The organism is Paracoccus sp. P2 (assembly GCF_046335115.1).
Taxonomy (GTDB): domain Bacteria; phylum Pseudomonadota; class Alphaproteobacteria; order Rhodobacterales; family Rhodobacteraceae; genus Paracoccus; species Paracoccus pantotrophus.
The window spans coordinates 51,385-74,832 of the sequence record NZ_JBGOSN010000004.1 but is presented as its reverse complement, the minus strand read 5'-3'; the positions used below and the strand labels follow the sequence as shown (position 1 = coordinate 74,832).

At 64.9% G+C, this 23,448-nt stretch carries 23 protein-coding genes; 2 read left to right on the top strand and 21 right to left on the bottom strand.

The features are described from left to right. Positions 1-18: 18 nt before the first annotated feature. Positions 19-1,398, bottom strand: coding sequence for an exonuclease domain-containing protein (locus ACDP63_RS03855; protein WP_409927711.1), 1,380 nt, complete (start codon positions 1,396-1,398; stop codon positions 19-21). A gap of 217 nt (positions 1,399-1,615) precedes the next feature. Between ACDP63_RS03855 and ACDP63_RS03850 the strand changes: the two genes are divergently transcribed. Next, complete coding sequence (locus ACDP63_RS03850; RefSeq protein WP_409927710.1) at positions 1,616-3,709, top strand: UPF0149 family protein; 2,094 nt, start codon at positions 1,616-1,618, stop codon at positions 3,707-3,709. 168 nt (positions 3,710-3,877) lie between these two features. On the opposite strand, the gene ACDP63_RS03845 is transcribed toward ACDP63_RS03850, so the two are convergent. Then, a complete protein-coding gene (locus ACDP63_RS03845) occupies positions 3,878-4,774 on the bottom strand; it encodes a LysR substrate-binding domain-containing protein (protein ID WP_409927709.1) in 897 nt (298 codons plus the stop codon). Positions 4,775-5,114: 340 nt separating this feature from the next. Between ACDP63_RS03845 and ACDP63_RS03840 the strand changes: the two genes are divergently transcribed. Next, the gene (locus ACDP63_RS03840; RefSeq protein WP_409927708.1) at positions 5,115-5,747 is read left to right on the top strand and encodes a TetR/AcrR family transcriptional regulator; all 633 of its coding nucleotides are present in this window, start codon (positions 5,115-5,117) and stop codon (positions 5,745-5,747) included. Here ACDP63_RS03840 and ACDP63_RS03835 read toward each other — a convergent pair. The 19 genes from ACDP63_RS03835 to ACDP63_RS03745 form a co-directional block, all read right to left on the bottom strand. Beyond that, positions 5,742-5,963, bottom strand: a complete 222-nt coding sequence (locus ACDP63_RS03835; protein WP_409927707.1) for a DUF2274 domain-containing protein — start codon at positions 5,961-5,963, stop codon at positions 5,742-5,744. The two genes, ACDP63_RS03840 and ACDP63_RS03835, sit on opposite strands and share 6 nt — an antisense overlap. Before the next feature lie 2 nt (positions 5,964-5,965). Beyond that, entirely contained in the window at positions 5,966-7,093 is a 1,128-nt protein-coding gene (locus tag ACDP63_RS03830) for a TrbI/VirB10 family protein (protein WP_409927706.1), read from the bottom strand. Beyond that, on the bottom strand, positions 7,090-8,118 hold the full coding sequence (trbG, locus tag ACDP63_RS03825) for a P-type conjugative transfer protein TrbG (RefSeq protein WP_409927705.1): 1,029 nt from the start codon (positions 8,116-8,118) through the stop codon (positions 7,090-7,092). Before trbG ends, ACDP63_RS03830 begins: the two co-directional genes overlap by 4 nt. Further along, the gene (gene trbF, locus ACDP63_RS03820; protein ID WP_409927704.1) at positions 8,115-8,804 is read right to left on the bottom strand and encodes a conjugal transfer protein TrbF; all 690 of its coding nucleotides are present in this window, start codon (positions 8,802-8,804) and stop codon (positions 8,115-8,117) included. The genes trbG and trbF overlap by 4 nt, the downstream gene beginning before the upstream one ends. Then, on the bottom strand, positions 8,801-10,159 hold the full coding sequence (gene trbL, locus ACDP63_RS03815) for a P-type conjugative transfer protein TrbL (RefSeq protein ID WP_409927703.1): 1,359 nt from the start codon (positions 10,157-10,159) through the stop codon (positions 8,801-8,803). Before trbL ends, trbF begins: the two co-directional genes overlap by 4 nt. Positions 10,160-10,161: 2 nt before the next feature. Next, positions 10,162-10,449: a putative entry exclusion protein TrbK-alt gene (trbK-alt, locus tag ACDP63_RS03810; RefSeq protein WP_409927702.1), complete on the bottom strand. Its 288-nt coding sequence runs from the start codon at positions 10,447-10,449 to the stop codon at positions 10,162-10,164. Between the two features lie 17 nt (positions 10,450-10,466). Beyond that, a complete protein-coding gene (trbJ, locus tag ACDP63_RS03805) occupies positions 10,467-11,249 on the bottom strand; it encodes a P-type conjugative transfer protein TrbJ (RefSeq protein WP_409927701.1) in 783 nt (260 codons plus the stop codon). Then, complete coding sequence (gene trbE, locus ACDP63_RS03800; RefSeq protein ID WP_409927700.1) at positions 11,246-13,753, bottom strand: conjugal transfer protein TrbE; 2,508 nt, start codon at positions 13,751-13,753, stop codon at positions 11,246-11,248. The genes trbJ and trbE overlap by 4 nt, the downstream gene beginning before the upstream one ends. An 11-nt stretch (positions 13,754-13,764) precedes the next feature. Then, positions 13,765-14,046 (bottom strand): VirB3 family type IV secretion system protein, encoded by a 282-nt coding sequence (locus ACDP63_RS03795; RefSeq protein ID WP_012092657.1) that lies wholly within the window; start codon positions 14,044-14,046, stop codon positions 13,765-13,767. Further along, a complete protein-coding gene (locus ACDP63_RS03790; protein ID WP_028710779.1) occupies positions 14,046-14,375 on the bottom strand; it encodes a TrbC/VirB2 family protein in 330 nt (109 codons plus the stop codon). Before ACDP63_RS03790 ends, ACDP63_RS03795 begins: the two co-directional genes overlap by 1 nt. Beyond that, entirely contained in the window at positions 14,372-15,370 is a 999-nt protein-coding gene (trbB, locus tag ACDP63_RS03785) for a P-type conjugative transfer ATPase TrbB (RefSeq protein WP_409927699.1), read from the bottom strand. The genes ACDP63_RS03790 and trbB overlap by 4 nt, the downstream gene beginning before the upstream one ends. 371 nt (positions 15,371-15,741) lie before the next feature. Continuing rightward, positions 15,742-16,170: a YqaA family protein gene (locus ACDP63_RS03780; protein WP_238986713.1), complete on the bottom strand. Its 429-nt coding sequence runs from the start codon at positions 16,168-16,170 to the stop codon at positions 15,742-15,744. A gap of 17 nt (positions 16,171-16,187) precedes the next feature. Then, entirely contained in the window at positions 16,188-17,501 is a 1,314-nt protein-coding gene (locus tag ACDP63_RS03775; RefSeq protein ID WP_409927698.1) for an MFS transporter, read from the bottom strand. Next, positions 17,501-17,782 (bottom strand): metal-sensing transcriptional repressor, encoded by a 282-nt coding sequence (locus tag ACDP63_RS03770; RefSeq protein ID WP_058097066.1) that lies wholly within the window; start codon positions 17,780-17,782, stop codon positions 17,501-17,503. The genes ACDP63_RS03775 and ACDP63_RS03770 overlap by 1 nt, the downstream gene beginning before the upstream one ends. A 69-nt stretch (positions 17,783-17,851) precedes the next feature. Then, positions 17,852-18,280: a hypothetical protein gene (locus tag ACDP63_RS03765; protein ID WP_058097067.1), complete on the bottom strand. Its 429-nt coding sequence runs from the start codon at positions 18,278-18,280 to the stop codon at positions 17,852-17,854. Positions 18,281-18,284: 4 nt separating this feature from the next. Continuing rightward, positions 18,285-20,270: a conjugal transfer protein TraG gene (locus ACDP63_RS03760; RefSeq protein ID WP_152367865.1), complete on the bottom strand. Its 1,986-nt coding sequence runs from the start codon at positions 20,268-20,270 to the stop codon at positions 18,285-18,287. Between the two features lie 25 nt (positions 20,271-20,295). Beyond that, on the bottom strand, positions 20,296-22,050 hold the full coding sequence (locus ACDP63_RS03755; protein WP_058099078.1) for a relaxase/mobilization nuclease domain-containing protein: 1,755 nt from the start codon (positions 22,048-22,050) through the stop codon (positions 20,296-20,298). 243 nt (positions 22,051-22,293) lie between these two features. Beyond that, a complete protein-coding gene (locus ACDP63_RS03750; RefSeq protein ID WP_088233775.1) occupies positions 22,294-23,058 on the bottom strand; it encodes a lytic transglycosylase domain-containing protein in 765 nt (254 codons plus the stop codon). A 2-nt stretch (positions 23,059-23,060) separates the two neighbouring features. After that, positions 23,061-23,396, bottom strand: a complete 336-nt coding sequence (locus ACDP63_RS03745) for a DUF736 domain-containing protein (protein WP_058096765.1) — start codon at positions 23,394-23,396, stop codon at positions 23,061-23,063. Positions 23,397-23,448 lie beyond the last annotated feature (52 nt).

The following is a 23,448-nucleotide window of genomic DNA, read 5'->3' as shown; positions in this document are numbered from 1 at the left end:
CTGAACAGCCTCTGATCGTTAGCTTTCCGGCAGACCAAACTGTTGCAGGAATATCTCGATCTCGGCGACAAGTCCCAGATCGAGCCCTTCATCGGCCCGCATCTCGTCCAGAGCAGCGTGTGCGCGAACCGTGGTCATCCATTCAGTCTCCCGGTCCTCCGGTGCAGACCAGCGCCCCCGCAACCATGCCTCGTATTGCCCGCGCTCTTCGGTCGAGAGCAGATCGGGCGCGTGAAACGCGACGAGGCGGCGGCCGAGCTGGCGCAGGCGGGGGTCTGCAAGACTGGACACGATCTCCTGCCGTCGACGCCAGTCCGCAGGCTGGAACTTGGCAAGGAGAGTCTTGTCCGCATGGCCGTAGAAGCCGTCATAGATCTGCTTTTCTACCGGAGGCAGCGGTGCCGCAGGATCTTTGGGGAAGCGGGCGGCCAGCGCCTGCGCGACCCGCGCCCGGAAGTCAGGAGCAGTAGCGATCACATGTGCCCGCTGCACCTGGATAGCGCTGGGCGTCGAGACCGAAAGTAAAGCGGGTGACTTATTGATCGAGAAGGCCCGGATGACCTTGGGTATGGCATCGACGGCAGCAAAGAGCGTTGCGTCATCGACCGCAAGGAGATCTGCCGGATCAGTGGCATCAAGATCGAAGAAGGCCGCCTGATTGGCGTTGCTGGCCGACATGCCACAGAAGCAGCCGACGGTCGCGTGCGGCGGGCCGCCGCCAAAACGCTCCACCAGCGCCATGGGCTGGTAGGTTTCAAGGCTGGCTTGAACATGCGCCTTGTCCCGGTTGGCCAGCAATTCTGCCCAGAGCGCCGGGGCACGGTCGGCGATGCGGCGGGCGATGTGTATGGTCGCCTCGACATCGCCGAGCGCATCATGCGCATCGTGTGCAGCAAAGCCGTTCAGCGGCGCTATGCGGTCCAAATTGAAGCGTAACCTGCCGTCCACCTCGACCGGCCACTCAAACAGGTCAGGCTGACGATACCAGACGGCATAGAGCGCGGTCAGCACATCGAAGCGCGTGTTGCCGTTGAACTGGGTGGCGAAGATGTCGGGCTGCAGGTTCTGATAAAAGGCCTGGCGCAGCATTTCCTCATCGAAGCGGACGCTGTTGAAACCGGTCCAGATCGCGGGAGACCAGCGCTTGATCAGCGCGCCGATTTGCTGCGCAAGCTCGAAGAACGTCGGCAAAGCCGGGTCTAGGAGCTGCGCCGGGCGCACCCCGGTAACTGCAAGCGCCCAAGGCGACGGAATGACATGCGGCGCGATGCGGCAACGCAAATTGACGCGCTCGATCTCCGCGAGCGCATCATCCGTCAAAATGGCAGCGAATTGCAGGGGCTGATCGAATGCAGGGGAAGTGCCGGTCGTCTCCAGATCGTAGAAGGCAAAGGTCATGGGGCACCATAACTTGTGGTCACCGTCGCGTCAGCATCGATGTTCCGGTCTGGACCTGTGGCCAACGACGACGGGTCGGACCTGTTCTGGGCCAATAAGTGCCGCTCTCAGTGCTCGCGTCGGTGACAATCCCACGGCCGGCGAATAGGCTGCGAAAAATATAAGGGCGCGATTCAGAAAGTGGGGATACGTGTCGGAAGGACCGATCGAGACAGCATTGGCGGAACTGTCGCGGCTGCAGGACGATGATAGTGCGCGCGGCGAGGTTCTCGACCGCGCAAGTTTTTCGATGCTGCATCGGCCAGCATTGGGTGGCCGTCTGGTCGCGAAGCTCTGCGCCACGAAGGAGAGTGCCCCGGAGCTGGAGCCACTCACCGAATTGCTGGCATCGGCACTGGATGCCGCACGTATCGCTAGGGAGAACCGAAAGAAGCGAGGTGATACCTTTCTAGAGGCCGTGGCAGATGCGGTCGAACTGGCTTCTGGCCAGGGGCGCCTGAGCCCCTTCCACCGCCTGCTCCTTGCAAGCGCATGGACCACGAACGGACTGCCCGCACCCACATCTCTGGAGGTTTCTGCCGCCGATATGATGCTCGCAGCGCCTAGTCCTGCCCCGCAGGATCGTGTCGCGGCGGAGGCGGCGCTGGAAGATCTGTTCCGCAGTCTGATCGAGCAGACCGAAGGCGATGCGCTCGCGCTGCATGCAGCGCTGACCGAGACGTTCCCAGCAATGCCGTCGGCAATGCGTCAGCATGTCATTGCATGGTCGGTTGGACGATCGGAGCCGATCCACGCGAAGCTGGCATGTTTCTGGCTGCTCGATCCGTCAGCGCAGATCCGCGCTGCGGCGGCGCACGCCTTGGGCGAACGCGCCGCGACAGGCACGCTCTCGCAGGAGATAGCGGGCAAGATGGTGATCCTGCGCAGCTGGATGCCTCAGGACGAGGCCCGCGCCTCGGTGGACAAGGCATTGAAACTCGCCATGCGGTCGGGTCTGGCGACCGGCGCGTCAGCCAAGCCGTGGACTATCCATTCGGTCATGGCCACACTGCCCGATGGCGGCGGCGCGCAAAGCGTCATGGTCGCGCTGCAATCGGGCGGAAGCCGCAAGACCGCGATGCTGCTCTTCAAACAGGGCCACGGGGTCAAGGACGCCTATACCGTGCCCTGCACGTCGGCAAGCGAACAGAAGGCGCTGATCAGCCGCATCAGCCAGGAAACCGGCGCGGTCAAGGTGCCCCTCTCCTGGCTCGAAGGCAGTATCGGCATGGCGCTGGCCGATGGCCTGGCAGCAGAACTGCCCCCGGCCCCGGGGCTCATCGAGGTGGCGGAACTCTGCGGCCTCGACAAGCTGCGACCTGAAGCCGTCACGACCGAAGCCATGATCTCTGCCTTGCCCGCGTCGGAACGTATACGCGACCTCTCGGCGCAGGCGCGAGGCAAGCTGATCAATGCTAGCGAAGGCTGGTGGGATCGTCATGAGATCGTCCAGAGCTGGTTCGAGGAAAGCGATCATGCGCATGAGGTGCTCGAGGGCCGCCACAGCCCGCGCGCGCTGGACTCGGCGCTGTGGCGATGGCTTGAGACCCGACGCGACTTCTGGGCGCGACTTGTCGGGCGGGCGGCCGATGTGCTGGCGGCAGCCGACCACCCGGACGCCAACAGCTTCACGGCCACGGCGATGGCGCTCCTCGAAGGACGCGATCTGAAGAAGATCCCAGTCATGGCCGATGTCCACGACCAGACAATCGAGGCGTGGTTATTCGACGACCCGAACGTGGATCAGGACACCACGCTTGAGAAATGGGTGGAAGAGGCGGAAGCAGAGGCGCCAAAGCCGGAGCGGAAGGGCGAACTGGCGCGCCTCGTGAAAGGCTCGGCGATTACGGCAGACTGGATCGACGGGTTCCTGATGTCCGTGACCGTCGCGCCGAAGGTGATCGCACCCAACAGCTGGCTGCCCGAAATCCTCGGCAGCGCCGTTGGAAACCTGACGCAGGACAGTATCCAGCGCTTCGCCGATCTGATCCTGATGCGCGCGAACGCCTGCGCGGACCAGGCGAACGAGCCTGCGGAATTCACGGGCGCGATATCCGGACGCAGCCAGATGGCCATGCGGGACTGGGCGGCCGGGTTCAGCCATGCCTGCGAGCACTTTCGATCGTCCTGGCCTGCGAAGTCCACGGCCCCGGACGATCGGGCGATGATGCAGCGCACTGCCGATGCGATGGCCACGGGCTTCAGCGCTGCCGAGGTGAAGGCGCTCGGCCAGTGGATCGTCGCACGTCATGATCGAAACAGGGGTTCCTGATAGTTGTTTCCACTGCGAATGTCGTCCGAAGGGGGCGAGCGCCCGGGCTTTCGTGGCGCGCATCCGGCGGAGGTGAGACTATCCGTCGGATCTGAAGGTGGTTGCTGTTCGAGAGCACGCGAGCCAGAGGAAAGCCCCACGACATTCTTGCTTCGAGGGTTGCCATCCTCAGGGAGGTGGTTGTGACAGCACAGAAGCTTTCCCCATCGCGCGAGCCATGCTGAGCAATCGTCGGCAGGCCGGGTTATCGTTTTGATCAGACCAGACCACGCTGAACGGCAACACTTCGTCCGCCAGTTGCCGGAATGCGATCCCCGGAAATTGCCCGACGGTGGTGGCTTCGCTCGTCAAGGTGAGGCCACGACCGACCGCGACCAGCGACAGGATGTTGTCGCGGCCCACATGCTGGGAGTGAATGTCAGGGTGATGACCGAGACCAGCAAGGTGAGCGACCAGGTAGTCGTGGATCTCCTGGCCCGGTGCGACATCGCTCACGATGAAGCGTTCACCTGTCAGATCAGGCCATCCGAGTTGGGCTTTGGCAGCCAGCGGGTGGTCGGTCGGCAGCACGACAAAGACCCGTTCGCACCAGAGATGCTCCGTTTCGCAGCCATCCCAGCGAGCGGTTCCGGTAATGAAGGCGATGTCCAGGTCCAACTTCCGGACAGCCGCGACATGCTCGGCAGGATTTCCGTCCATGAGGTCGATCTGAACCGTCGGATGGTGCCTCCCGAACTTCCGCAGGAGGTCAAACAGAAACCCCGACGCCAGCGACGAGAAAATTCCGACCTTGAGTAGCCCCCGGTCAGCCCGGCCAACCGCAGCGACTTTTGTCACGCCGATGTCGATCTGCCGAAGGGCATGCCGGGCGCTGCGCAGAAACTCCTGCCCGGCGACTGTCAGCCGCACCCCGCCCGAATGTCGTATGAAAAGAGAAGCACCCAATTCATCCTCAAGGTCGCGGATCTGGCGGCTGACCGATGATGCATTGATGGCGAGCGCGATTGCTGCCTTGCGGAAACTCCCGTGGTCCGCCGATGCAAGGAAATGCCGCAACTGGCGCAACCGGATTGTGTTCTTACCGGCGCTGCCCTCGACAATACGCGCGAGGACGGAGCTACCAGATGGGGCGTCCCTGTTCCGACGCGCAGGCATGACGCATCATCCCGAACCGCAGTTGGCTTCTGGCCGGCGCTCGTTTGCAGCCTGCCGACGAGGGCACCGGCGCATGCCACAAGAGAGGCGCGCGCCATGATGCCCAGATTCGTACGCGACCATCTCCCCTCCTCTTCGCCTCAAACTTAATATCATTCAGTTCTTGGGATGGTGCTGCTTGACATCGGCTCCGTCAACGAAAAAAATAAATCGCATTCAGTTTTCACGTACAGTTGCAGCAGGGATCCCGATGGCTCGGCCCAGGAAGGAGCAGGAACTTGATATTCCTCGCCGCGCGGTCGAGGAAACGATCCGCCTGCTGGCACAGCAGGGTGACTTCGGTGTTCCACTGACGGCTGTGGCACAAGCCGTGGGATGCACGGCGCCGGCCCTTTACGGCCATTTCCGTAACAAGAATGCTTTGCTGCGTGCGGTGCGCGAGGAAGGCTTCGGACGGCTCTACTGTGAGAAGTTCGCGATCTTCGAGCAGACGCGCGGCGATCCGCTCGGCTATTTGCGCGACGGCACCTATGCCTATGCGCGCTTTGCCCTCGACAATCCCACTCTGTACCGGCTGATGTTCTCGCCGCCGCAGACACTTGGAGCCAGCGATGATCCCTGGTCAAGCAAAGCCGGACGACAGATCCTGTGTCTGCTGCTGACAGCGCTTCGTTTGTGTCAGGAACGCGGCTACTTGCCGGGTGCGGACCCGCAGCGCTACGGTTTCATGTTCTGGTCAACGATCCATGGGGCGGTCAGTCTGAACCTGCAGAATCGCCGGCTCGATCCTGCAGAAAAGTGGGACTCGACGCAGAGCGTGATCGACTCGCTCATGGAAATGATCGCGGCGACCGGCCCGGCCAAGCTCCCGAACAATTCATGAACGGGCTTTCCGCGCCTTCGCAAAGGCCCGGTCAGTTGCGATGAACCGCTCCAGCATCGGCACGATCAACCTGACGGGATCGGCGGCGGACTGGCCGCTCTCGCGGGCCAGTACCTCGGCATAGGCGATCAGATCGCGGTGAAGCGGCGCGGGCAGTTCCACCGTGATCTTCACGGGCTTGTCGTCCGTCAGCGGGCCGAGTTTCAGCTTGGTCATGGTCAACCTCCTGCCGACTCGAATACAAGGTCGCGGGTGACGATGATCCTGACCGGGAAACCGGGCCGGATGGTGAGCGTTGGCGCGACCTGCAACTGGCGCTGGACGATCTGCTGGCCCGCCTGATTGACGGTATCCTGCGCTCCGTCGCGGATAGCTCGAACAAGCCGGTCCTCGTCGCTGGTGGCAAGTTCGGTTCCGACCGCGAGCAGCGTGGACAGCCCTGCGGCCTTCATCAGATCCCACCAATGATAATCGACGCCATCCTCAAGGCCGGCGTAGCCGGAAACATCCGCACCCGGCAGGCGCTCAAGGACAATGGAACGGCCGCCCGGCAGGATCAGGCGATTCCAGACCAGCAACACGCGGCGCTGGCCGAAGGTCACACCGTCATCATACTGGCCGATGATGCGTGTGCCCTGCGGGATCAGCAACAAGCTGCCGGTCGGACTGTCATAGACGTTTTCCGTCACCTGGGCGGTGATCTGGCCGGGAAGATCGGAGCGGATGCCGGTGATAAGCGCCGCCGGGATCACCGCTCCGGCCTGCAGGATATAGGGCGACGCCGGTGGTGCGACGCGATCCGGGGCGACGGTTTGCCGGTCCACAGGCCCGTTGAGAAAAGCGGTATGACGATCCTGCGCTGGAGCCTGACCACCGAGATCGAGACCGGCGAGGCCGGGCATGGTCGTTCCCGGCGTCGCTCCAGCCCGCGGGCCAGACTGGAAGAACACGCCGCTCAGACGAGCGGCTTCTTCCTCGGCGAGACGCCGCTGCTCATCTGGATCAACGGCGGGCGTCGTGATGGTCGGTGGCGCGACCGGTTGTCCCCGCCTCTCGGCCTCAAGTATCGGGCGGCCGAGATCGCCGGGCAACGCCGGTCCAAGGATCGGGCCGGTATAGTCGCGCGGCAAACCCGCCAGCCCATCCGCCGTGGGACGGTTCTCGGTCGAATAGAGTTCGCCGCCGCCCGGTCCTGCGTCGCGGGTCTGGAGGGCGTAGATCAGTGCCCCGCCAATGCCGAGAAGGGCGACGGCTCCGGCGCCTGCCAGCACCTTGCGGGACAGGCGGGTGACGCGCGGCGGCTCGGCGCGCAGCCGCATGGGAGCGGTGGTGCCGGTATCGCTCATGAGGGTGATCCTCCCGTGGTCGCACCGTCTGGCTGGGCTGCGGCCCGCGTCTGCTCGACGCGGACGATCCTGACCACCTGCTGGCGATCGCCGCTGCCGAGGCGCAGCTCGGCCGCGCCGAACAGGCGGTCCACGATCAGGACGTTCTGGTGGATGCGGGAATTGACGATCTGCGGTTCGCCGTCCGATCCAAGGACGAACAGAGGCGGCATCTCTCCCTGCACGATGCCGCGCGGGAAGACGACATAGACGCGCCTGCCGTCGTCGAAGACGGAAACCGGCCGCCATGGCGGGCTGCTGCCCTGCGCCTGCAAGCCATAACGATAGTTGCGCGCGGCCTCGGCCGGGATGACGGGGACCGACGGCGCAGTCGTGCGGCTGCCCGGCGGCGGTGCCGGGTACGCCCATGCCACGGCAGGCATATAGAGCGCCTCCCGCGCGCGGAGCTCGATCATGTAGATGCGCCGGTCGGTGGTGATGACGAGATTGGTCGCGATGTCCGCCCGGGTCGGCTTCACCAGCACATGCACACGGCGGTTTGCGCCCGATCCGCTCTCGGTGTCGCCGATGATCCATCTTGCGGTGTCACCGGCCGCGATCGGCCCCGCGCCGGTCAGGCTCTCGCCTGGTTCCAGCGCAATGGTGGTGATCTGCCCGACCGATGCGTAAACCTGATAGAGTGCGCCTTCGCTCCACGGATAGATCTGGATGGCATTGTAATAGCCTTCCCGGCGCGGCTCGACGCGGGCGGCGGCATTGGCGTTTTCGACACGGGCGATCGCGGTGCCCGCCGCCTCGCCGCCGCGCGCCACGGTCCAGGCGGGCGGGACGTGCAGCGGCCGGGGCGTTGTGTCGGCTGCGGCGGCCTGCACGGTCGGCACCGGCGGCACATCGGCGTCGTAGCTGAACTGCGGCGTCCGGTTGGTGGCGCAGCCGGCCAGCATGGCGGCGGAAAGCAGCAAAGCCGCGAAGGCGGGTTTGCGGAAAACCGGAAGCCCGGCTTTGCGGAAAGTCGTGGCGGTCATTGGCTCATCTCCCGCGACCAGTTGATCGCGTTGACATAGATTCCGAGGGGATTGGTGCGCAGCCGCTCGGCATTGCGCGGGGTCTGGATCACGACCGTCAGGATCGCGGTCCATCGCTCGGTGGTGGAGAGTTGGCCGTTCTCGTAGTGCCGCTCGGTCCAGGCCACACGGAAACTGTCCGGCGACGCCCGGATGATGCTCGATACTTCGACGGCTACCTGCTGGCGGCCGACGCGCGTGAAGGGATCGTTGGAGCGGGCATAGTCGTTCAATGCGGCCGCGCCCCGGTCGGTGGTGAACTCGTAAGCCCTGAGCCAGTTCTGGCGGACGACGATGGCGTCGGCCGGGAGCGCGCGCACCTGTTCGATGAAACGGCCGAGGTGAAAGGCGATCTGCGGGTCGGTCGGCCGATAATCGGCTGCTGCCGGCGCGACGGCTTGCGCCTGGCCGAGATTGTCCACCTGAACGACCCATGGCACGATGCTCCCACGCGCCGATTGCCAGACAAGAGCGCCGGCGAAACCTGCCGCGAGGATCAAGGAGCCGAACGCCATGTAGCGCCAGTTTCGTGCCTGGACGCGGGCCGAGCCGATGCGGTCGTCCCAGACCTGCGCGGCGCGCTGATAGGGCGTTTCGGGTTCCGGCATCTTGCCGTAATGGGTCGTCGGTCGTTTGAAGATGTTCATGTGCGGTTACTTTCGGAAAGGCTGACGGAGGAGCCGCCACCATGGCTGTCGCCGGACCGGACGGCATGGGCGGCAGCGGTGACGCCATGGCTCATCGCCCGGCTGCGGCGCATGTTCTGCGCCCAGGCCGGCGGGCTATCTGCGGCTGAGGGCGTTGACGGATCAGGCGATGGGGCGCCGCCGATCGTGCCCATTGAGGAGCTGCCGCCGGACGCCGCGAACCCCGCTTTTGCGCCGTCGGAATAGCTGGATTTCATACTGTCGGCGGAGCGAGACGCGGCACGCTTGAGGGGCGACATGGCTGCGGATGCTCCGGTGCGCGCCACGCCACCAAGGCCGGACGCGACACCGGCTGCACCGGACCCGCCCATGGAACTGAGCGTATAGGCCGACGAGGCCGCACCGGCGGCCGAGGCCCCGCCGCGGGCAAGTGCAGCACCGCCCGAAAGTGCGGCACCGCCACCACGCGCCGCAAGCATGGTCACGCCACCGCCCGCGACAGCAGCACCGCCGACCGCGAGGCCGGTTCCAACCGCCGCCCCTGCGCTGAGTTGCGGGCCGCCCGAGACGAGGCCGGTGGCGATACCGGGACCGAAGATACCGAGGCCGAGAAGAGAAAGGGCGGCCAGCACGATGGCCATGGCGTCGTCGATGGTCGGGGTCGCACCGCCGAAGCCTGCAGTGAACTGGCCGAAGAGCGTCGAGCCGATGCCGATGATGACGGTCAACACCAGCACCTTGATGCCGGATGAGACGACATTGCCCAGAACCCGTTCGGCCATGAAGGCGGTCTTGCCGAAGAGACCGAAGGGGATCAGCACGAAGCCTGCAAGCGTCGTCAGCTTGAACTCGATCAGGGTGACAAAGAGCTGGATCGCCAGAATGAAGAAGGCGAGGATCACCAGCGCCCAGGCGAAGAACAGACAGAGGATCTGCACCAGGTTTTCGAAGACCGCGATCCAGCCCATGAGATCGGAGATGGATTCGAGTAGCGGCCGCCCGGCATCGAGGCCGATCTGGGCGACGCGGCCGGGGCGCAGGAGATCGGCGGCGGAAAACCCCGTGCCCGAGGCCATGAGGCCGAGGCCGGCGAAGCTCTCAAAGACGATGCGGGCAAGATTGTTCCAGTTGGAGATGATATAGGCGAAGACCCCGACGAAGATCGTCTTCTTCACCAGGCGCGCAATGATGTCGTCGTCGACGCCCCAGGCCCAGAACAGAGCGGCGAGTGTCACGTCGATGACGATGAGCGTCGTGGCGATAAAGGCCACCTCACCGCCGAGCAGGCCGAAGCCCGAGTCGATATAGCTGGTGAAGATGCCGAGAAAATTGTCGATGACCCCCGTCCCGCCCATGATTATCGCCCCCCATCCGGGCCAGGCGTCGCTTGCGCGGGTGTCCGGCCAAGAAATCGGTCGCGGGTCTCGGCCCAGATGCCCAGGCAGGCGGCATCATTGGCTGCCGCTTCGCCCATCTCCTGACAGCGGCGCTGCCCTTCGCGCAGGGGATCGACCTGCCGCGTAAGCGATGGAGCGGAAGGTGCTGGCGCGGGGATCTCCTCGCGGGTCATCTCGATAATCGCCGCGGTGATCGCCACGGCGACGAACACGATGGCCGCGATCCGCGCCAGCATCTTCCCTTCCATGATCTGCCCTCCCGGCCTCAGTTGAACATCTGCGCATTGCCAGGCTGATAGCCGCTGCCCGGTGCCAGGAAGCGCTCGCGCTGGATACGGCCCTGCTCCGCGGCGGTCGCACGTTCGGCCTCGGACAGCGCGTCGGCGCGGCCATTGGCCGAGATGACCGCGATCAGGTCGGAAAGCTGCTGCGACTGGAGGGCGAGAAGCTGGTTGCCGGCCTGGGTGGCTTGAAGCGCGCCGGTCGCGCCCTGGCTTTCGCCGACGAGCGCGGACATCTCGGCCCGGTTGCTGTCGATGTTGCCGACAACGCCGGCCTGCACCCGCATGGCATCCTGGAGGCCCCCGACGGTATTCTCCCAGCGGGACCGGGCATCGGCAATGAGCTGCTGGTCGGTCGCGGTCAGGGACAGATTGCCGTAGTCCTGCTGGAACATCTGGTCGATGTTCTGCACGTCGAAGGCGATGTTCTGGGCCTGACCGAGAAGCTGCTGGGTCCGCTGGACATTTTGCTGAAGGGCCTGCAGCGAGCTGTGGGGCAAGCTCGCGAGATTGCGGGCCTGGTTGATCAGCATCTGTGCCTCGTTCTGGAGCGAGGTAATCTGATTGTTGATCTGCTCCAGCGTGCGGGCGGCGGTCAGCAGGTTCTCGGCATGGTTGGTGGGGTCGTAGACGATCCTGCCAAACCCGCCGAAGAAGGCATGGGCCGGCGTCGTGAACACCGGCGCAAGAGCCAGCGGCGCAGCGAGCGCAAGAGTGAGCGCCGAAACGCTGGCCATGCGGGTGAACCAGGGAATTGCGCGCGTCATGGGGTAATCTCCTCTTCTTCCAGGATGATGCCGAACTCGTCCTCATCGACGACGGGCGGCAGGTGTTCGCTTTCGGTCGCGAGATTGGTGAGGTCCGGGATGAGATCGGCCGCCCAATCGACGCCGCGGGCGCACAGCCAGGCGGCGAGAAACCCGTTGCGGCCATGCTCGGCGAGGATGTCGCTGATCAGGGCCTGATCGGACTTGGCCGATGCGGCGCAAAGCGCCAGCCCGACTTCCGACAAGCCAAGGTCGAACAGGCGGTTGCCGCGCCGCGACTGGCAGTAGTAGTCCCTTTTCGGCGTGGCCCGTGCGAGGATCTCGATCTGCCGGTCGTTCAGCCCGAAGCGACGATAAATCGCCGTGATCTGCGGCTCGATGGCGCGCTCGTTCGGCAAGAGGAGCCGCGTCGGGCAGCTTTCGATGATCGCCGGGGCGATGGCGGAATTGTCGATGTCCGATAGCGACTGCGTGGCGAAGATGACGCTGGCGTTCTTCTTGCGCAGGGTCTTGAGCCATTCCCTGAGCTGGTCCGCGAACCCGTCGTCATCGAGCGCCAGCCAGCCCTCGTCGATAATCAGCAGCGTCGGTCGGCCATCAAGTCGATCGCCGATACGGTGGAACAGGTAGGACAAAACCGCCGGTGCGGCTCCAGTGCCGACCAGGCCCTCGATCTCGAACGCCTGCACGTCGGCAGAGCCAAGATGTTCGGCCTCCGCATCGAGCAACCGGCCATAGGGTCCACCGACGCAATAGGAACGCAGCGCCTGTTTCAGGTCATTGGATTGCAGCAACACGGCGAGGCCGGTGATGGTGCGTTCCCCGACCGGGGCGGAGGCGAGCGAAGTCAGCGCGGTCCAGAGATGTTCCTTCACCTCGGGCGTGATCTGGATGTTCTCGCGCATCAGGATCGCCACGATCCAGTCGGCGGCCCAGGCGCGCTCGGCAGTTTCGTGAATTCGGGCCAGCGGTTGCAGCGAAACCGACGCCTCAGATGCCTCGGTCAACTCACCGCCGAGATCGTGCCAGTCACCCTGCATCGCGAGTGCGCAGGCGCGGATGGAGCCGCCGAAATCGAAGGCGAAGACCTGTGAGCGCGCATAGCGGCGGAACTGCAAGGCCATCAGCGCCAGCAGCACCGACTTGCCGGCGCCGGTCGGCCCGACGACAAGGGTATGGCCCACGTCACCGACATGAAGGGACAGCCGGAACGGGGTCGATCCTTCGGTCCTGCCGTAAAGCAGCGGGGATGCGCCGAAGTGATCGTCCCGTTCCGGCCCCGCCCACACGGCGCTTGAGGGAACCATGTGGGCAAGGTTGAGCGTCGAGACCGGGGGCTGGCGGACATTGGCATAGGCATGTCCGGGCAAGCTGCCGAGCCAGGCGTCGACGGCATTGACCGTCTCGACCATGACGCTGAAATCGCGAGACTGGATGATTTTCTCGACCAGCCGCAGCTTTTCGTCGGCGCGGCGGGCGTCCTCGTCCCAGACGGTGACGGTCGCGGTGACATAGGCCATGCCGGCCATGTCGGCGCCGAGTTCCTGCAAGGCCATATCCGCGTCGGCGGCCTTGTTCGCGGCATCGGTGTCCACGAGCGCGGATTGCTCGTTGGTCATCACCTCCTTGATGATCGCCGCGATGCTCTTGCGCTTGGCGAACCATTGCCGCCTGATCTTCGTCAGCAGCCTGGTGGCGTCGGTCTTGTCCATGAGGATGGCGCGGGTGGACCAGCGGTAGGGGAAGGCCAGCCGGTTCATCTCGTCAAGCAGGCCGGGGGTGGTCGTGCCGGGAAAGCCGGTGATCGTCAGCACCCGGAGATGCTGAGTGCCCAGGCGCGGCTCCAGCCCGCCGGTCAGCGGCTGATCGGCCAGCAGAGCGTCGAGATACATCGGCACTTCCGGCACGCGGACGCGATGCCGATTGGTCGAGATGGTGGAATGGAGGTAAGTCAGCGTGCAGGCGTCATCGAGCCAGCTACATTCCGGCATGAAGCCGTCGAGCAGCGCCAGCACGCGGTCGGTGCGGTCGATGAAGCCGCGCACCAGCTCCCACGGGTTCACGCCCGAGGTCTCGCGGCCCTCGTAAAGCCAGGACTCCGATCGTGCGGCGTCTTCGGCGGGCGGGAGCCAGAGGAAGGTCAGGAAGTAACCGGAGACGAAATGGCTGCCCTCTTCCTCGAAATCGGCCTTGCGCTCGGCATCGACCAATGCCGAGGCGGGATCGGGGAAGCGGTCCGCAGGATAGGTTGCGGCCTCCGAACGCTGTGCTTCCACGAAAATGGCCCAGCCAGAGCCGAGACGGCGGAAGGCGTTGTTCAGCCGCCCGGCGACCGCGACCAGTTCGGCCGCGACGGCGGAATCCAGATCGGGTCCGCGAAACTTCGCGGTCCTCTGGAAGGAGCCATCCTTGTTCAACACCACGCCGGAGTCGACCAGCGCCACCCAGGGCAGGTAATCGGCCAGGCGGGATGCGGTGCGGCGGTATTCTGCGAGATTCATCATGGACTCATGCCTCACACCGAGAGATGACCGGGGATGCGCAGATGGCGGCGCGCGACCTCGACGAAGAGCGGATCGCGTTTGGCGGCCCAGACGGCGGCGATATGGCCCACCGCCCAGATCAGGATGCCGGCGAGCCAGAGCTGGAGGCCGAGGCCGACTGCCCCGGCCAGCGTGCCGTTCAGGATGGCGACGGAGCGTGGGGCGCCGCCGAGCAGGATCGGCTCGGTCAGGGCGCGGTGAACCGGGACGGAGAAGCCGGGCACTGCGTCGAGGGCCTCGAAGCTCACGGCCATCAGACCAGCGCCCCGCCGCCGAAGCTGAAGAACGAGAGGAAGAACGAACTGGCGGCGAAGGCGATGGAGATGCCGAAGACGATCTGGATCAACCGCCTAAAACCGCCGCCGGTATCGCCGAAAGCCAGCGTCAGGCCGGTGACGATGATGATGATCACCGCCACGATCTTGGCCACCGGCCCTTCGACGGATTCGAGGATGGATTGCAGCGGCGCTTCCCAGGGCATCGAAGAGCCCGAGGCCCAGGCCGGGGATGTCATCAGGCTCACCCAGGCGAAGGCCGAGGCGGTAGCGATATGGTGACGGATGCGGAAGGCACGACGGATCATGCAGGTTCTCCAGTGTTGCGAGTGGTGTCGGGTTCTGAAAAGGCGGGAGAAATCCGGTAGTCGCCATCGGCTCCGAGACCTTCGACGCGGGCGAGTTCGACAAGCCGCCGTGCGGAACCGCGACCGGCGAGAACGGCCACCACGTCGATGGTTTCTGCGATCATGGCGCGCGGGACGGTGACGACGGCTTCCTGGATGAGCTGTTCGAGGCGGCGCAGCGCGCCAATGCCGGAGCCGGCATGGATCGTGCCGACTCCTCCGGGGTGGCCCGTGCCCCAGGCTTTGAGGAGATCGAGCGCTTCGGCACCGCGCACCTCACCGATCGGGATACGGTCGGGACGCAGGCGCAGCGATGAGCGCACCAGCTCCGACAATGTGGCCACGCCATCCTTGGTCCGCATGGCGACGAGGTTGGGTGCCGCGCATTGCAGCTCGCGCGTGTCCTCGATGATGACGACGCGATCCTGCGTCTTCGCCACTTCGGCCAGCAGCGCATTGGTCAAGGTGGTCTTGCCGGTCGAGGTGCCTCCCGCCACCAGGATATTGGCGCGGGACGCGACGGCCTCGCGTAGCGTTGCGGCATGGTCGGCGGACATAATGCCGGCCGCCACATAGTCGTCGAGTGTGAAGACCGCGACGGCGGGTTTGCGAATGGCGAAGGCGGGAGCGGCGACGACCGGCGGCAGCAGGCCCTCGAAGCGCTCGCCGGTCTCAGGTAGTTCGGCCGAGACGCGGGGGCTGCGGGCATGCACCTCGACGCCGACATGGTGGGCAACCAGCCGCACGATGCGCTCCCCGTCGGCGGCCGACAGCATCTCGCCCGTATCGGCCAGCCCCTCGGACAGCCGGTCCACCCAGATCCGGCCGTCGGGGTTCAGCATGACCTCGACCACCGTTGGGTCTTGCAGCAGGGTTGAGATGGCAGGCCCGAGCGCCGTTCGGAGCATACGCGCGCCGCGGTCCACCGTTGCCTGTTTGTGGTTGATGCCTGCCATCTCGTCCCCGTTCCACCGGGGAGGCGAGAGACGATCCCCGGATGGGGATCACTAAAAGAGAAGCAAAGCAGGCCGTTTCAACAAGTTTCGACCGTCGTAGTAGCGTGGCGTGCAAATACAGGAGAACGGCGGTGGCCCTGCGCTGCGCCAAGCGAGGCTTTGATTCCGCTGCGATTCACCCACGCAATTCGTTCTTAAAGTCCATTGCTGCGAGCATTGGAAGAAAAACGCCGCTCCGTACCCGATGCCCATCGGCAGATAAACGGCCAGTTTCGGTCAGTCGCCGGACGTGGCGAACGATCCGATGAGGTCAGCGAAAGTGAGGTAGGTTTCTCACTGGACCGCTACGAGCTGCTGATAGGGCTGCCACATTAGAGCAGCCCTAGCGTGATGACCGTGAGCACCATGTAGCGGCCCGCTTTCGCGATCGTCACGAGCAGCAGGAAACTCCAGAACGGTTCCCGCAGGACGCCAGCCGCCACAGTGAGCGCATCGCCGCCGATCGGTGCCCAGCTCAAGAGCAGGCTCCAGCGGCCCCAGCGTCGATACCAGCCGGTTGCGCGGTCGAGGGCCTGTTCGCTAACCGGAAACCAGCGACGGTGACGGTAGTGCTCTACCCAGCGGCCGAGCAGCCAGTTGGTGACGGAGCCGAGCACATTGCCGATGGTCGCGACGATCACCAGCAGGACAGGCGGTTGCTTGCCGAGGACCAGTAGCCCGACCAGCGCGGCCTCCGATTGGGCCGGCAGGATCGTGGCGGCGACGAAGGCTATGGCGAACACCCCGGCCAGTGAGAGCAGGTCTTCCACGTTCCCGGTCAGCGCTCGCGTGGCCATGCGAGGTGCATATCGTCAATCACATATGCATGGGCATGACGATGCCCTTGCCCGGTTTCCGCAAGATGAGGATGGTCGGCTGGAAGGTCGTCATGGCGATGCGCGACAATTTCGGGGTCATCTGACGGCCAGACGGCCAAGCCGGTGATGATGGCGACGGCGGCCACAGCCGCCAGGATGACGGCCGTGATCGGCAGGCCGAGCGCCGCGCCGGCCCATCCGGCGAGCGGATAGGCGATCAGCCAGCAAGCATGGGAAAGCGCAAACTGCGCAGCGAATAGCGCCGGGCGGTCCTCCGGGTTGGCCGAGCGCCGCAGCAGGCGGCCGGAAGGCGTTTGCGCCGTCGAATAGCCGAGGCCGAGCACGAACCAGAGCGGCAGCAGCCAGCCGTAACCGGGCAGCGCGGCCGCCGCCAGCACTCCCACCACCAGCAGCGACGCGCCCGCCAGCATCGCGGTGCGGTCGGGAACCGATTCCAACAGCTTCGGCAGGGCGAGCGCCGCGACCATCGAGCCTCCGCCGAAAGCGGCGAGCGCCAGCGCCATGGCCTGTTGGTCGAGACCGAAAACGACCTGCACATAGACGACCGTATTGACGATTACCAATGCTCCGGCCGAAGCGACAGCGAGATTGATCGCGAGCAACCCGCGCAGGCGCGGCGTCGCCAGATAGATGCGGATGCCGCGCGTTGTCCGATCATAGATGCCGCGCGGCTGCGACGGCTTCGGGCTCGGCAGCACGACCGACACCACCAGCGCCGCCGAGATCAGGAAACCGATCATCGTGCCGGCGAACAGGTTATGGAAAGAGATGAAGGCAAGCAGCGCCGCCGCCAGCATTGGGCTGACGACGCTTTCCAGATCATAGGCGAGCCGGGAGAGTGACAAGGCGCGTGTGTATTCCTTCTCATCAGGTAAAATGTCGGGGATTGTCGCCTGAAAGGTCGGCGTGAAGGCGGCCGAGGCTGATTGCAGCACGAAGATCAGGACGTAGACCTGCCAGATTTCGGTAACAAACAGCAGAAACACCGCCACGGCGGCGCGCACGAGATCGAGCGCAACCAGCATAGCGCGGCGCGGTACGCGCTCCGCGAAAGCCGACGCGATGGGTGCGACCGTCACATAGGCAATCATTTTGATGGTAAGCGCGGTTCCGAGGACTGCGCCGGCATCGGCTCCGGCCAGCTCGAAAGCGAGCAGGCCGAGGGCGACCGTTGCAAGGCCGGTCCCGACCAGTGCGATGACCTGGGCGAGAAAAAGATGGCGATAGGTTCGGTTTTGGAGAATGGCCAGCATCACAGATATTTCGCTATCTCTTTGAATTGGTCGATCGACTGCCGCCGTTCGCGGTCGAGCGGCCCAACCACTTCCTCAAGGCAGTGGTCCAGGTGATCCTGAATCAGCGTCTTCTTGGCTTGGGCGATTGCCTTCTCTACAGCATGGAGCTGCTGGGCGATGTCGAGGCACGGCCTGCCGGCCTCGATCATCTCGATAACCCCGTTCAGATGGCCGCCCGCGCGTTTCAATCGCTTGACGATCTGGGGGTGGGTTTCGTGGGGGTGCGGTGCCTGGCTCATGGGTATATGCTATCCTCCTGTAGGGGATATGCCAAGACTCTCAGAGAGCCAGTGTGCGATGTGATCTGTTCACTGATCTGACCCTGCCACATCCTCGGAAATCTCTTGGCGGAGCTTCGGCCCCTGCGCGAGGCGCCGACCGAGCGCCGTGATGAACGCCTCATATCGTTCCGCCGACTTGGCCTTCGCGGCCTTTGCCGCTGGCTCAGGCAGCGCCGGCGTTGTCGTGACCCAGAAGCGGATGAACACGGCGAGGCTCTCGACGGCAATGCCGACATCACGCTCCAGCCGCGTCATACGGCGGTCGAGTTGGTCGAGGCGTTTGGCGACAACCGCTTCCCGTCGCTCGGCATCGTCCGGCGACAGGAACGACGCGATGGCGGCTTCGGCGATCATGGATTGCGAGCGATCCCGGCGTGCCGCAAAGTCCGCCAGCGCCGAGGTGACATCGGGGTCAAGATAGATCGTGATCTTCGATTTCTTCCTGTGGCGTGTCATGGCCCTACAAATCCATGCCGTCGTTCGGGTCCATAGCGATCTGCCGGGCAATCCTCTGCTCCTGGCGGATCAGGCGTCGGTTCCGGGCAACATCTTCTTCCACGTCATCGGAAAGATGGGGCTCGAACTCGTTCTCGATGGGCATTTTCTTCTCCACCGGCTTCACGCGGCTGAGTTCGGGCTGCAACCGGCGCTCGGATTCGGTCGGATCTTCATCATCTGCCATGTGGTCCTCGTCATCCTCGGCAGGCCCGGGTCGCGCGGGGATCGGTAGCGTGGTCCAGTCGTCGGGGCGCGTTCCCTCGGGGCGCTTCAATTCGGGCGGGGAAAGAACCCGCTCCCGGAATCGGGCATCCTCAAAGTAGCGCGCCTTCGTCGCCCGGATCGGTGGGATGCCCGCCACCATGACGATCTCTTCATCGGGTGGAAGCTGCATGATCTCGCCTGGCGTCAGCAATTGCCGCGCGGTTTCCGAGCGTGAGACCATGAGATGCCCCAGCCAGGGCGACAGCCGGTGCCCGGCGTAGTTCTTCATCGCCTTCATCTCGGTGGCGGTCCCCAGCGCGTCGGAAACACGCTTGGCGGTGCGCTCGTCGTTCGTGGCGAAACTCACGCGGACATGGCAGTTGTCGAGGATCGAGTTGTTCGGCCCATAGGCTTTCTCGATCTGGTTCAGCGACTGCGCGATCAGAAAACTCTTGAGGCCGTAGCCGGCCATGAACGCCAGCGCCGTCTCGAAGAAGTCCAGTCGCCCGAGCGCTGGAAACTCGTCGAGCATCAAGAGCAGCCGATGCCGCCCGGCATTCGCCTGCAGATCCTCGGTCAGGCGACGGCCGACCTGGTTCAGCAGCAAACGCATCAGGGGCTTGGTTCGGTTGATGTCGGATGGTGGCACCACGAGGTAGAGCGTGGTTGGCTGATCGCCGGCCACAATATCGCTGATCCGCCAGTCGGAGCGGCGCGTGACCTCGGCCACGACGGGATCGCGATAGAGGCCCAGAAACGACATCGCCGTCGACAGGACGCCGCTCCTCTCGTTCTCGGATTTATTGCGCAGCTCGCGCGCCGCACTGGCCACGACCGGATGCGGCCCCGCCTCACCCAGATGCGCGGTTGTCATCATGGCGCGCAGGGTGGAGTCCACTGGACGCTTGGGATCGGACAGGAACCTGGCCACACCAGCCAGCGTCTTGTCGGGCTCGGCATAGAGAACATGCAGGATCGCGCCGACGAGGAGCGAATGGGAGGTCTTTTCCCAATGGTTGCGCTTGTCGAGGCTGCCTTCAGGATCGACGAGGATATCGGCGATATTCTGCACGTCCCTCACCTCCCACTCGCCGCGACGCACTTCGAGCAGTGGATTATAGGCGGATGATTTCGGGTTGGTCGGATCGAAGAGCAGCACGCGACCATGACGTGCCCGGAAACCGGAGGTGAGCTGCCAGTTCTCGCCCTTGATGTCGTGGACAACAGCCGAACCCGGCCAGGTCAGCAGCGTCGGCACCACCAGGCCGACGCCCTTGCCCGATCGGGTTGGCGCGAAACACAGCACATGCTCGGGACCGTCGTGCCGCAGATACTCGCGCTCATATCGGCCGAGGATGACGCCATCGGGATCGAGCAGGCCCGCAGCCTTCACCTCGGGCTTTGAGGCCCATCGCGCCGAGCCATAGGTGGCGACGCCCTTCGCCTCGCGCGCCCGCCAGACCGACATGCCGATGGCGACCGCGATAGCGATGAAGCCGCCCGAGGCTGCGATGATCCCACCCTTGGCAAAGATCGGTGGCGCATAGGCTTCATAGAAATACCACCACCAGAAGATCGCCGGCGGGTAGTAGATCGGCGTCCCGAACAGCTCAAACCAGGGCGGGCCGAGTTGCGCCTGATAGCCGAGACTCCAGGCGACATATTGCGTCGCGCCCCAGGTGGTGGCGAGGATGATGAGGAAGACGATGCTGATCTGTCCCCAGAGAATTTTGGTGGCGGACATGGGCGGAGATCCTTTCCGGTTGAGGTCAGAGGCCGAGGCTGCGCTTTCGCCCGAAGTCCCAATCGATGCCGCCATCGTCGCGGGCGACGCCGGAGACGTGACGGCCGATCTGCTTTTCCAAAGAGGGCGACCAGGGCACGAGCTGGAAGCCGAGGCCCCCGTCGGGTCCGGGACCCTCGATCATGGCGAAACGGCCGGAGGCGAGCGCGAAGCGCTGGCGATAGGAACCGGCGACATATTCGCCGCTGGCGGCGCGCTCGAAGGACATGCCGGTCTCAGCTGCGAGCTTCTCGGCAAGGCTGTCGAGTTCGCGCCTGCGCAGCGTGCTGAGCAGCCGGCGCGCAAAGACCACGCGTCCGCCCTGTCGTTCGGCATAGCCCTCGCCGATCAGATGTTCCGCGCGGTCATCCAGAGCCTGACGGACCTCGGCGCCGAAGCCGCTGTCGGAAAGCGCAATCGGATCTCGGGCGATGGCCTGCCGGTCGAGCCAGGTCGCACCCGACGCGCCGACCTGAGCGCCGAGATCGAGATCGGAGCGGACGGCAAGCGCGACACGGCGCGCACCTTGCGCATCCTCATAAGCGCGCAGCTCGACAATCGAGCCGGGTGGGCTGTCGCCGGCGGCATCCAGATGCGGCAGCTTGATATGATGGCTGCGGCCGTCGACGCCGTCGACCACGGCATAGGCGGTGCCCTTCAACTCATCATCGAGGCCGCGCTCGACCAGGCGGCCGATGACGGGAACATCGAGGCTTTCGCCGGCCAGCACATAGCTGGCCGAACCGCGCTCGATGCCGCGTTCGGTCAGGGCACGGTGCATGCGCTTGATAATGTCGCCGCGCTCGCCGAGTTCGCGCAGCACCGTCTCGGCCTCGGGCTTGATGAACCATTGCGAATGGCCGATCTGGTCGGCCACCCCGAGGATTTCGAGGGTGCGCAGCCGACCGACCTTCAGCGTGTGGAACTCGTCCTGCGGGTGATCAGCGAGCGGGGCGAGATCGACGATACCGGATTTGCCGGCGTCACGGACAAGCTGCCGGTCGAGCTGTGTCCAGCGTTCCGCCTCGATCTGGGCCTCAAGGCTGCGGCGGATATCGAGATCGGTGCGCGGCCCCAGCTCCAGGGTGATGAGATCGCGCGCCCGGTCCCGCATCCCCTCCTTGATGTAGTCGCGGGAAATCACGAGATCCTGCCCGTCATCGCGGGTGCCGCGCACGAGCAGATGGACATGCGGATGCGCCGTGTTCCAGTGATCGACCGCCACCCAGTCGAGGCGCGTTCCGAGATCCTTTTCCATCTGACCGACAAGATCGTCGGTGAAGGATCGGAGGTCGGACATATCCAGCGCGTCGTCAGGCGAGACGATGAACCGGAAATGATGTCGGTCATCACCGCAGCGCTCCGCGAAAGCGCGACCATCGGCGTCCTCGGTTCCCGGCCCGAACAGCCTTGCCTTCTCTCCGTCTCGGGTCACGCCGTCACGGCGCAGATAATCAAGATGCGCCCCAAGCGGCGCCGACGACGCCATGTGGCGAACGACGCGCGCCTTGACGACGGCGCCCCGTGTGCGGGAGGTGATGAGGCGGTTGGCCTGAACGCTGGCGCGCTGGCCGCGCCCGAAACGGGAGCGATTACTGGAGGTGACGAGACCGGATCGCGAGACGCCGCCTCCGGCCTTCTTCGCGGCGGCAAGTGCCTGCGCGATGAAGGGCCGGGTTTGCTGCGCACGGGTCGAGCGGATGCGCCCCGGACGGATGCGAAACTCGTGCTCATCGGACATGGCACATCCCCGCACGGTGCAAAACAGAAAAGAAAATCAGGAAGATGGGCGCGAAGCACACGGCGCGCGAAAAAGCAGCACGGTGCGAAACGCGCCGAAAACATGAACAAAAACAACCGCCCGCCTGAGCCGCACCGTGCGCGCTTTTATCCTGCCATCTTTCGGTCGTGGTGCCTGCCGCCACCCTCTGCGCCCTCCATGACACGCCAGCGCCCGATGGGATGCGAATTGCGGTGCCGCTGCTCATGGCCGGTCCCCACCGGCATCGCGGGCGACGAACAGCCCCTCCGACTGCAAGGCGGTGAGTGCGTCCGGTGCCGCCGGGACGAGCGAAGGGGCATCGTCCGGCGTGCGGTCGGGGGACGCGGGATCGGCAGCGGAAGCGCCTATTTCACGCGCGACGAAGAGCGCCGCCTCGCGCCAGTCGGGCGGCGGAGCGACCGTCGAGCCGCTGCCGGAAGGCCGCTCGCCGAGCAGGATCGGCGTCAAAGCAGCGACATAGGCGCGCGTCTCGGCAGGCAGCGGACGAGCCGTCGCGCGGTATTCATCGTAGCGACCGGGACCGGCATTGTAGGCCGCGAGCATCGCGGCGACATTGCCGTAGCGATCCCACATCTCGCGTAGGTAGGCGGTGCCCGCGAGGATGTTGTCGCGCGGCTCGAAGGGGTCGCGGCCGAGAGCATGGCGGATGCGCAGCTCCGCCCAAGTCGAGGGCATGACCTGCATCAGCCCCATCGCCCCGGCGGTGGATATGGCGCGCATATCGCCCGCGCTTTCGACCTGCATCACGGCGATGATCCATGACGGCGGGATGCCGAAACGCTGCGAAGCCTCCTCGATATGCGCGCCGTGCGGATGCGCAGCGACCGTGCGATCCGGCACGGTGGTTTGCGCCAGACCGGACAGCGGGGCGATGGTGGAGACGAACAGGCCGGAAAAAAGAAGGAGGATGATGCGGCGGCGGACACCGCATCTCCCCGAAGCGGGACGAGTGCAGGACGTGACCATGATCACCCCTGTTCGTCGCGCTTCTTCGGACGGGTCCAGTGCAGACCCCACTCGCGGCCATCTTCGTCCGACTGGAACAGCCGGGCGCGGATCGGCTGCTGAAAGACGGGATCGTCGAGAAGGACGGAGACGAACGGTCCTGCGCGCTCGCCAGAATGTTTCCAGCCTGCGCCGACTTCCGGCCCGTCTTCATCCCCAAGCCGAATTCGATAGGCGGGCGCGTTCTCTGACTCGACATCATCGATCGGAACAAAGGTCAGCTCAAGGTCGAGCGAGAGGGTGCGAAGCTGCCCGAAATAGCCGGACGGGGTGCGGGTAAACTGGCCGATCTGTGCCATGGAAGGCTCCTTTCCTATGCGGTAGAGAAGACGCGGGGCGCTCGCACGCCCC

Bases quoted from the DNA above. Each gene is read 5' to 3' on its own strand.
- ACDP63_RS03855 (WP_409927711.1), bottom strand. From the start codon at position 1,398: ATGACCTTTGCCTTCTACGATCTGGAGACGACCGGCACTTCCCCTGCA.
- ACDP63_RS03840 (WP_409927708.1), top strand. From the start codon at position 5,115: ATGGCTCGGCCCAGGAAGGAGCAGGAACTTGATATTCCTCGCCGCGCG.
- ACDP63_RS03835 (WP_409927707.1), bottom strand. From the start codon at position 5,963: ATGACCAAGCTGAAACTCGGCCCGCTGACGGACGACAAGCCCGTGAAG.
- ACDP63_RS03830 (WP_409927706.1), bottom strand. From the start codon at position 7,093: ATGAGCGATACCGGCACCACCGCTCCCATGCGGCTGCGCGCCGAGCCG.
- trbG (WP_409927705.1), bottom strand. From the start codon at position 8,118: ATGACCGCCACGACTTTCCGCAAAGCCGGGCTTCCGGTTTTCCGCAAA.
- trbF (WP_409927704.1), bottom strand. From the start codon at position 8,804: ATGAACATCTTCAAACGACCGACGACCCATTACGGCAAGATGCCGGAA.
- trbL (WP_409927703.1), bottom strand. From the start codon at position 10,159: ATGGGCGGGACGGGGGTCATCGACAATTTTCTCGGCATCTTCACCAGC.
- trbK-alt (WP_409927702.1), bottom strand. From the start codon at position 10,449: ATGGAAGGGAAGATGCTGGCGCGGATCGCGGCCATCGTGTTCGTCGCC.
- trbJ (WP_409927701.1), bottom strand. From the start codon at position 11,249: ATGACGCGCGCAATTCCCTGGTTCACCCGCATGGCCAGCGTTTCGGCG.
- trbE (WP_409927700.1), bottom strand. From the start codon at position 13,753: ATGATGAATCTCGCAGAATACCGCCGCACCGCATCCCGCCTGGCCGAT.
- ACDP63_RS03795 (WP_012092657.1), bottom strand. From the start codon at position 14,046: ATGGCCGTGAGCTTCGAGGCCCTCGACGCAGTGCCCGGCTTCTCCGTC.
- ACDP63_RS03790 (WP_028710779.1), bottom strand. From the start codon at position 14,375: ATGATCCGTCGTGCCTTCCGCATCCGTCACCATATCGCTACCGCCTCG.
- trbB (WP_409927699.1), bottom strand. From the start codon at position 15,370: ATGGCAGGCATCAACCACAAACAGGCAACGGTGGACCGCGGCGCGCGT.
- ACDP63_RS03775 (WP_409927698.1), bottom strand. From the start codon at position 17,501: ATGCTGGCCATTCTCCAAAACCGAACCTATCGCCATCTTTTTCTCGCC.
- ACDP63_RS03770 (WP_058097066.1), bottom strand. From the start codon at position 17,782: ATGAGCCAGGCACCGCACCCCCACGAAACCCACCCCCAGATCGTCAAG.
- ACDP63_RS03765 (WP_058097067.1), bottom strand. From the start codon at position 18,280: ATGACACGCCACAGGAAGAAATCGAAGATCACGATCTATCTTGACCCC.
- ACDP63_RS03760 (WP_152367865.1), bottom strand. From the start codon at position 20,270: ATGTCCGCCACCAAAATTCTCTGGGGACAGATCAGCATCGTCTTCCTC.
- ACDP63_RS03755 (WP_058099078.1), bottom strand. From the start codon at position 22,050: ATGTCCGATGAGCACGAGTTTCGCATCCGTCCGGGGCGCATCCGCTCG.
- ACDP63_RS03750 (WP_088233775.1), bottom strand. From the start codon at position 23,058: ATGGTCACGTCCTGCACTCGTCCCGCTTCGGGGAGATGCGGTGTCCGC.
- ACDP63_RS03745 (WP_058096765.1), bottom strand. From the start codon at position 23,396: ATGGCACAGATCGGCCAGTTTACCCGCACCCCGTCCGGCTATTTCGGG.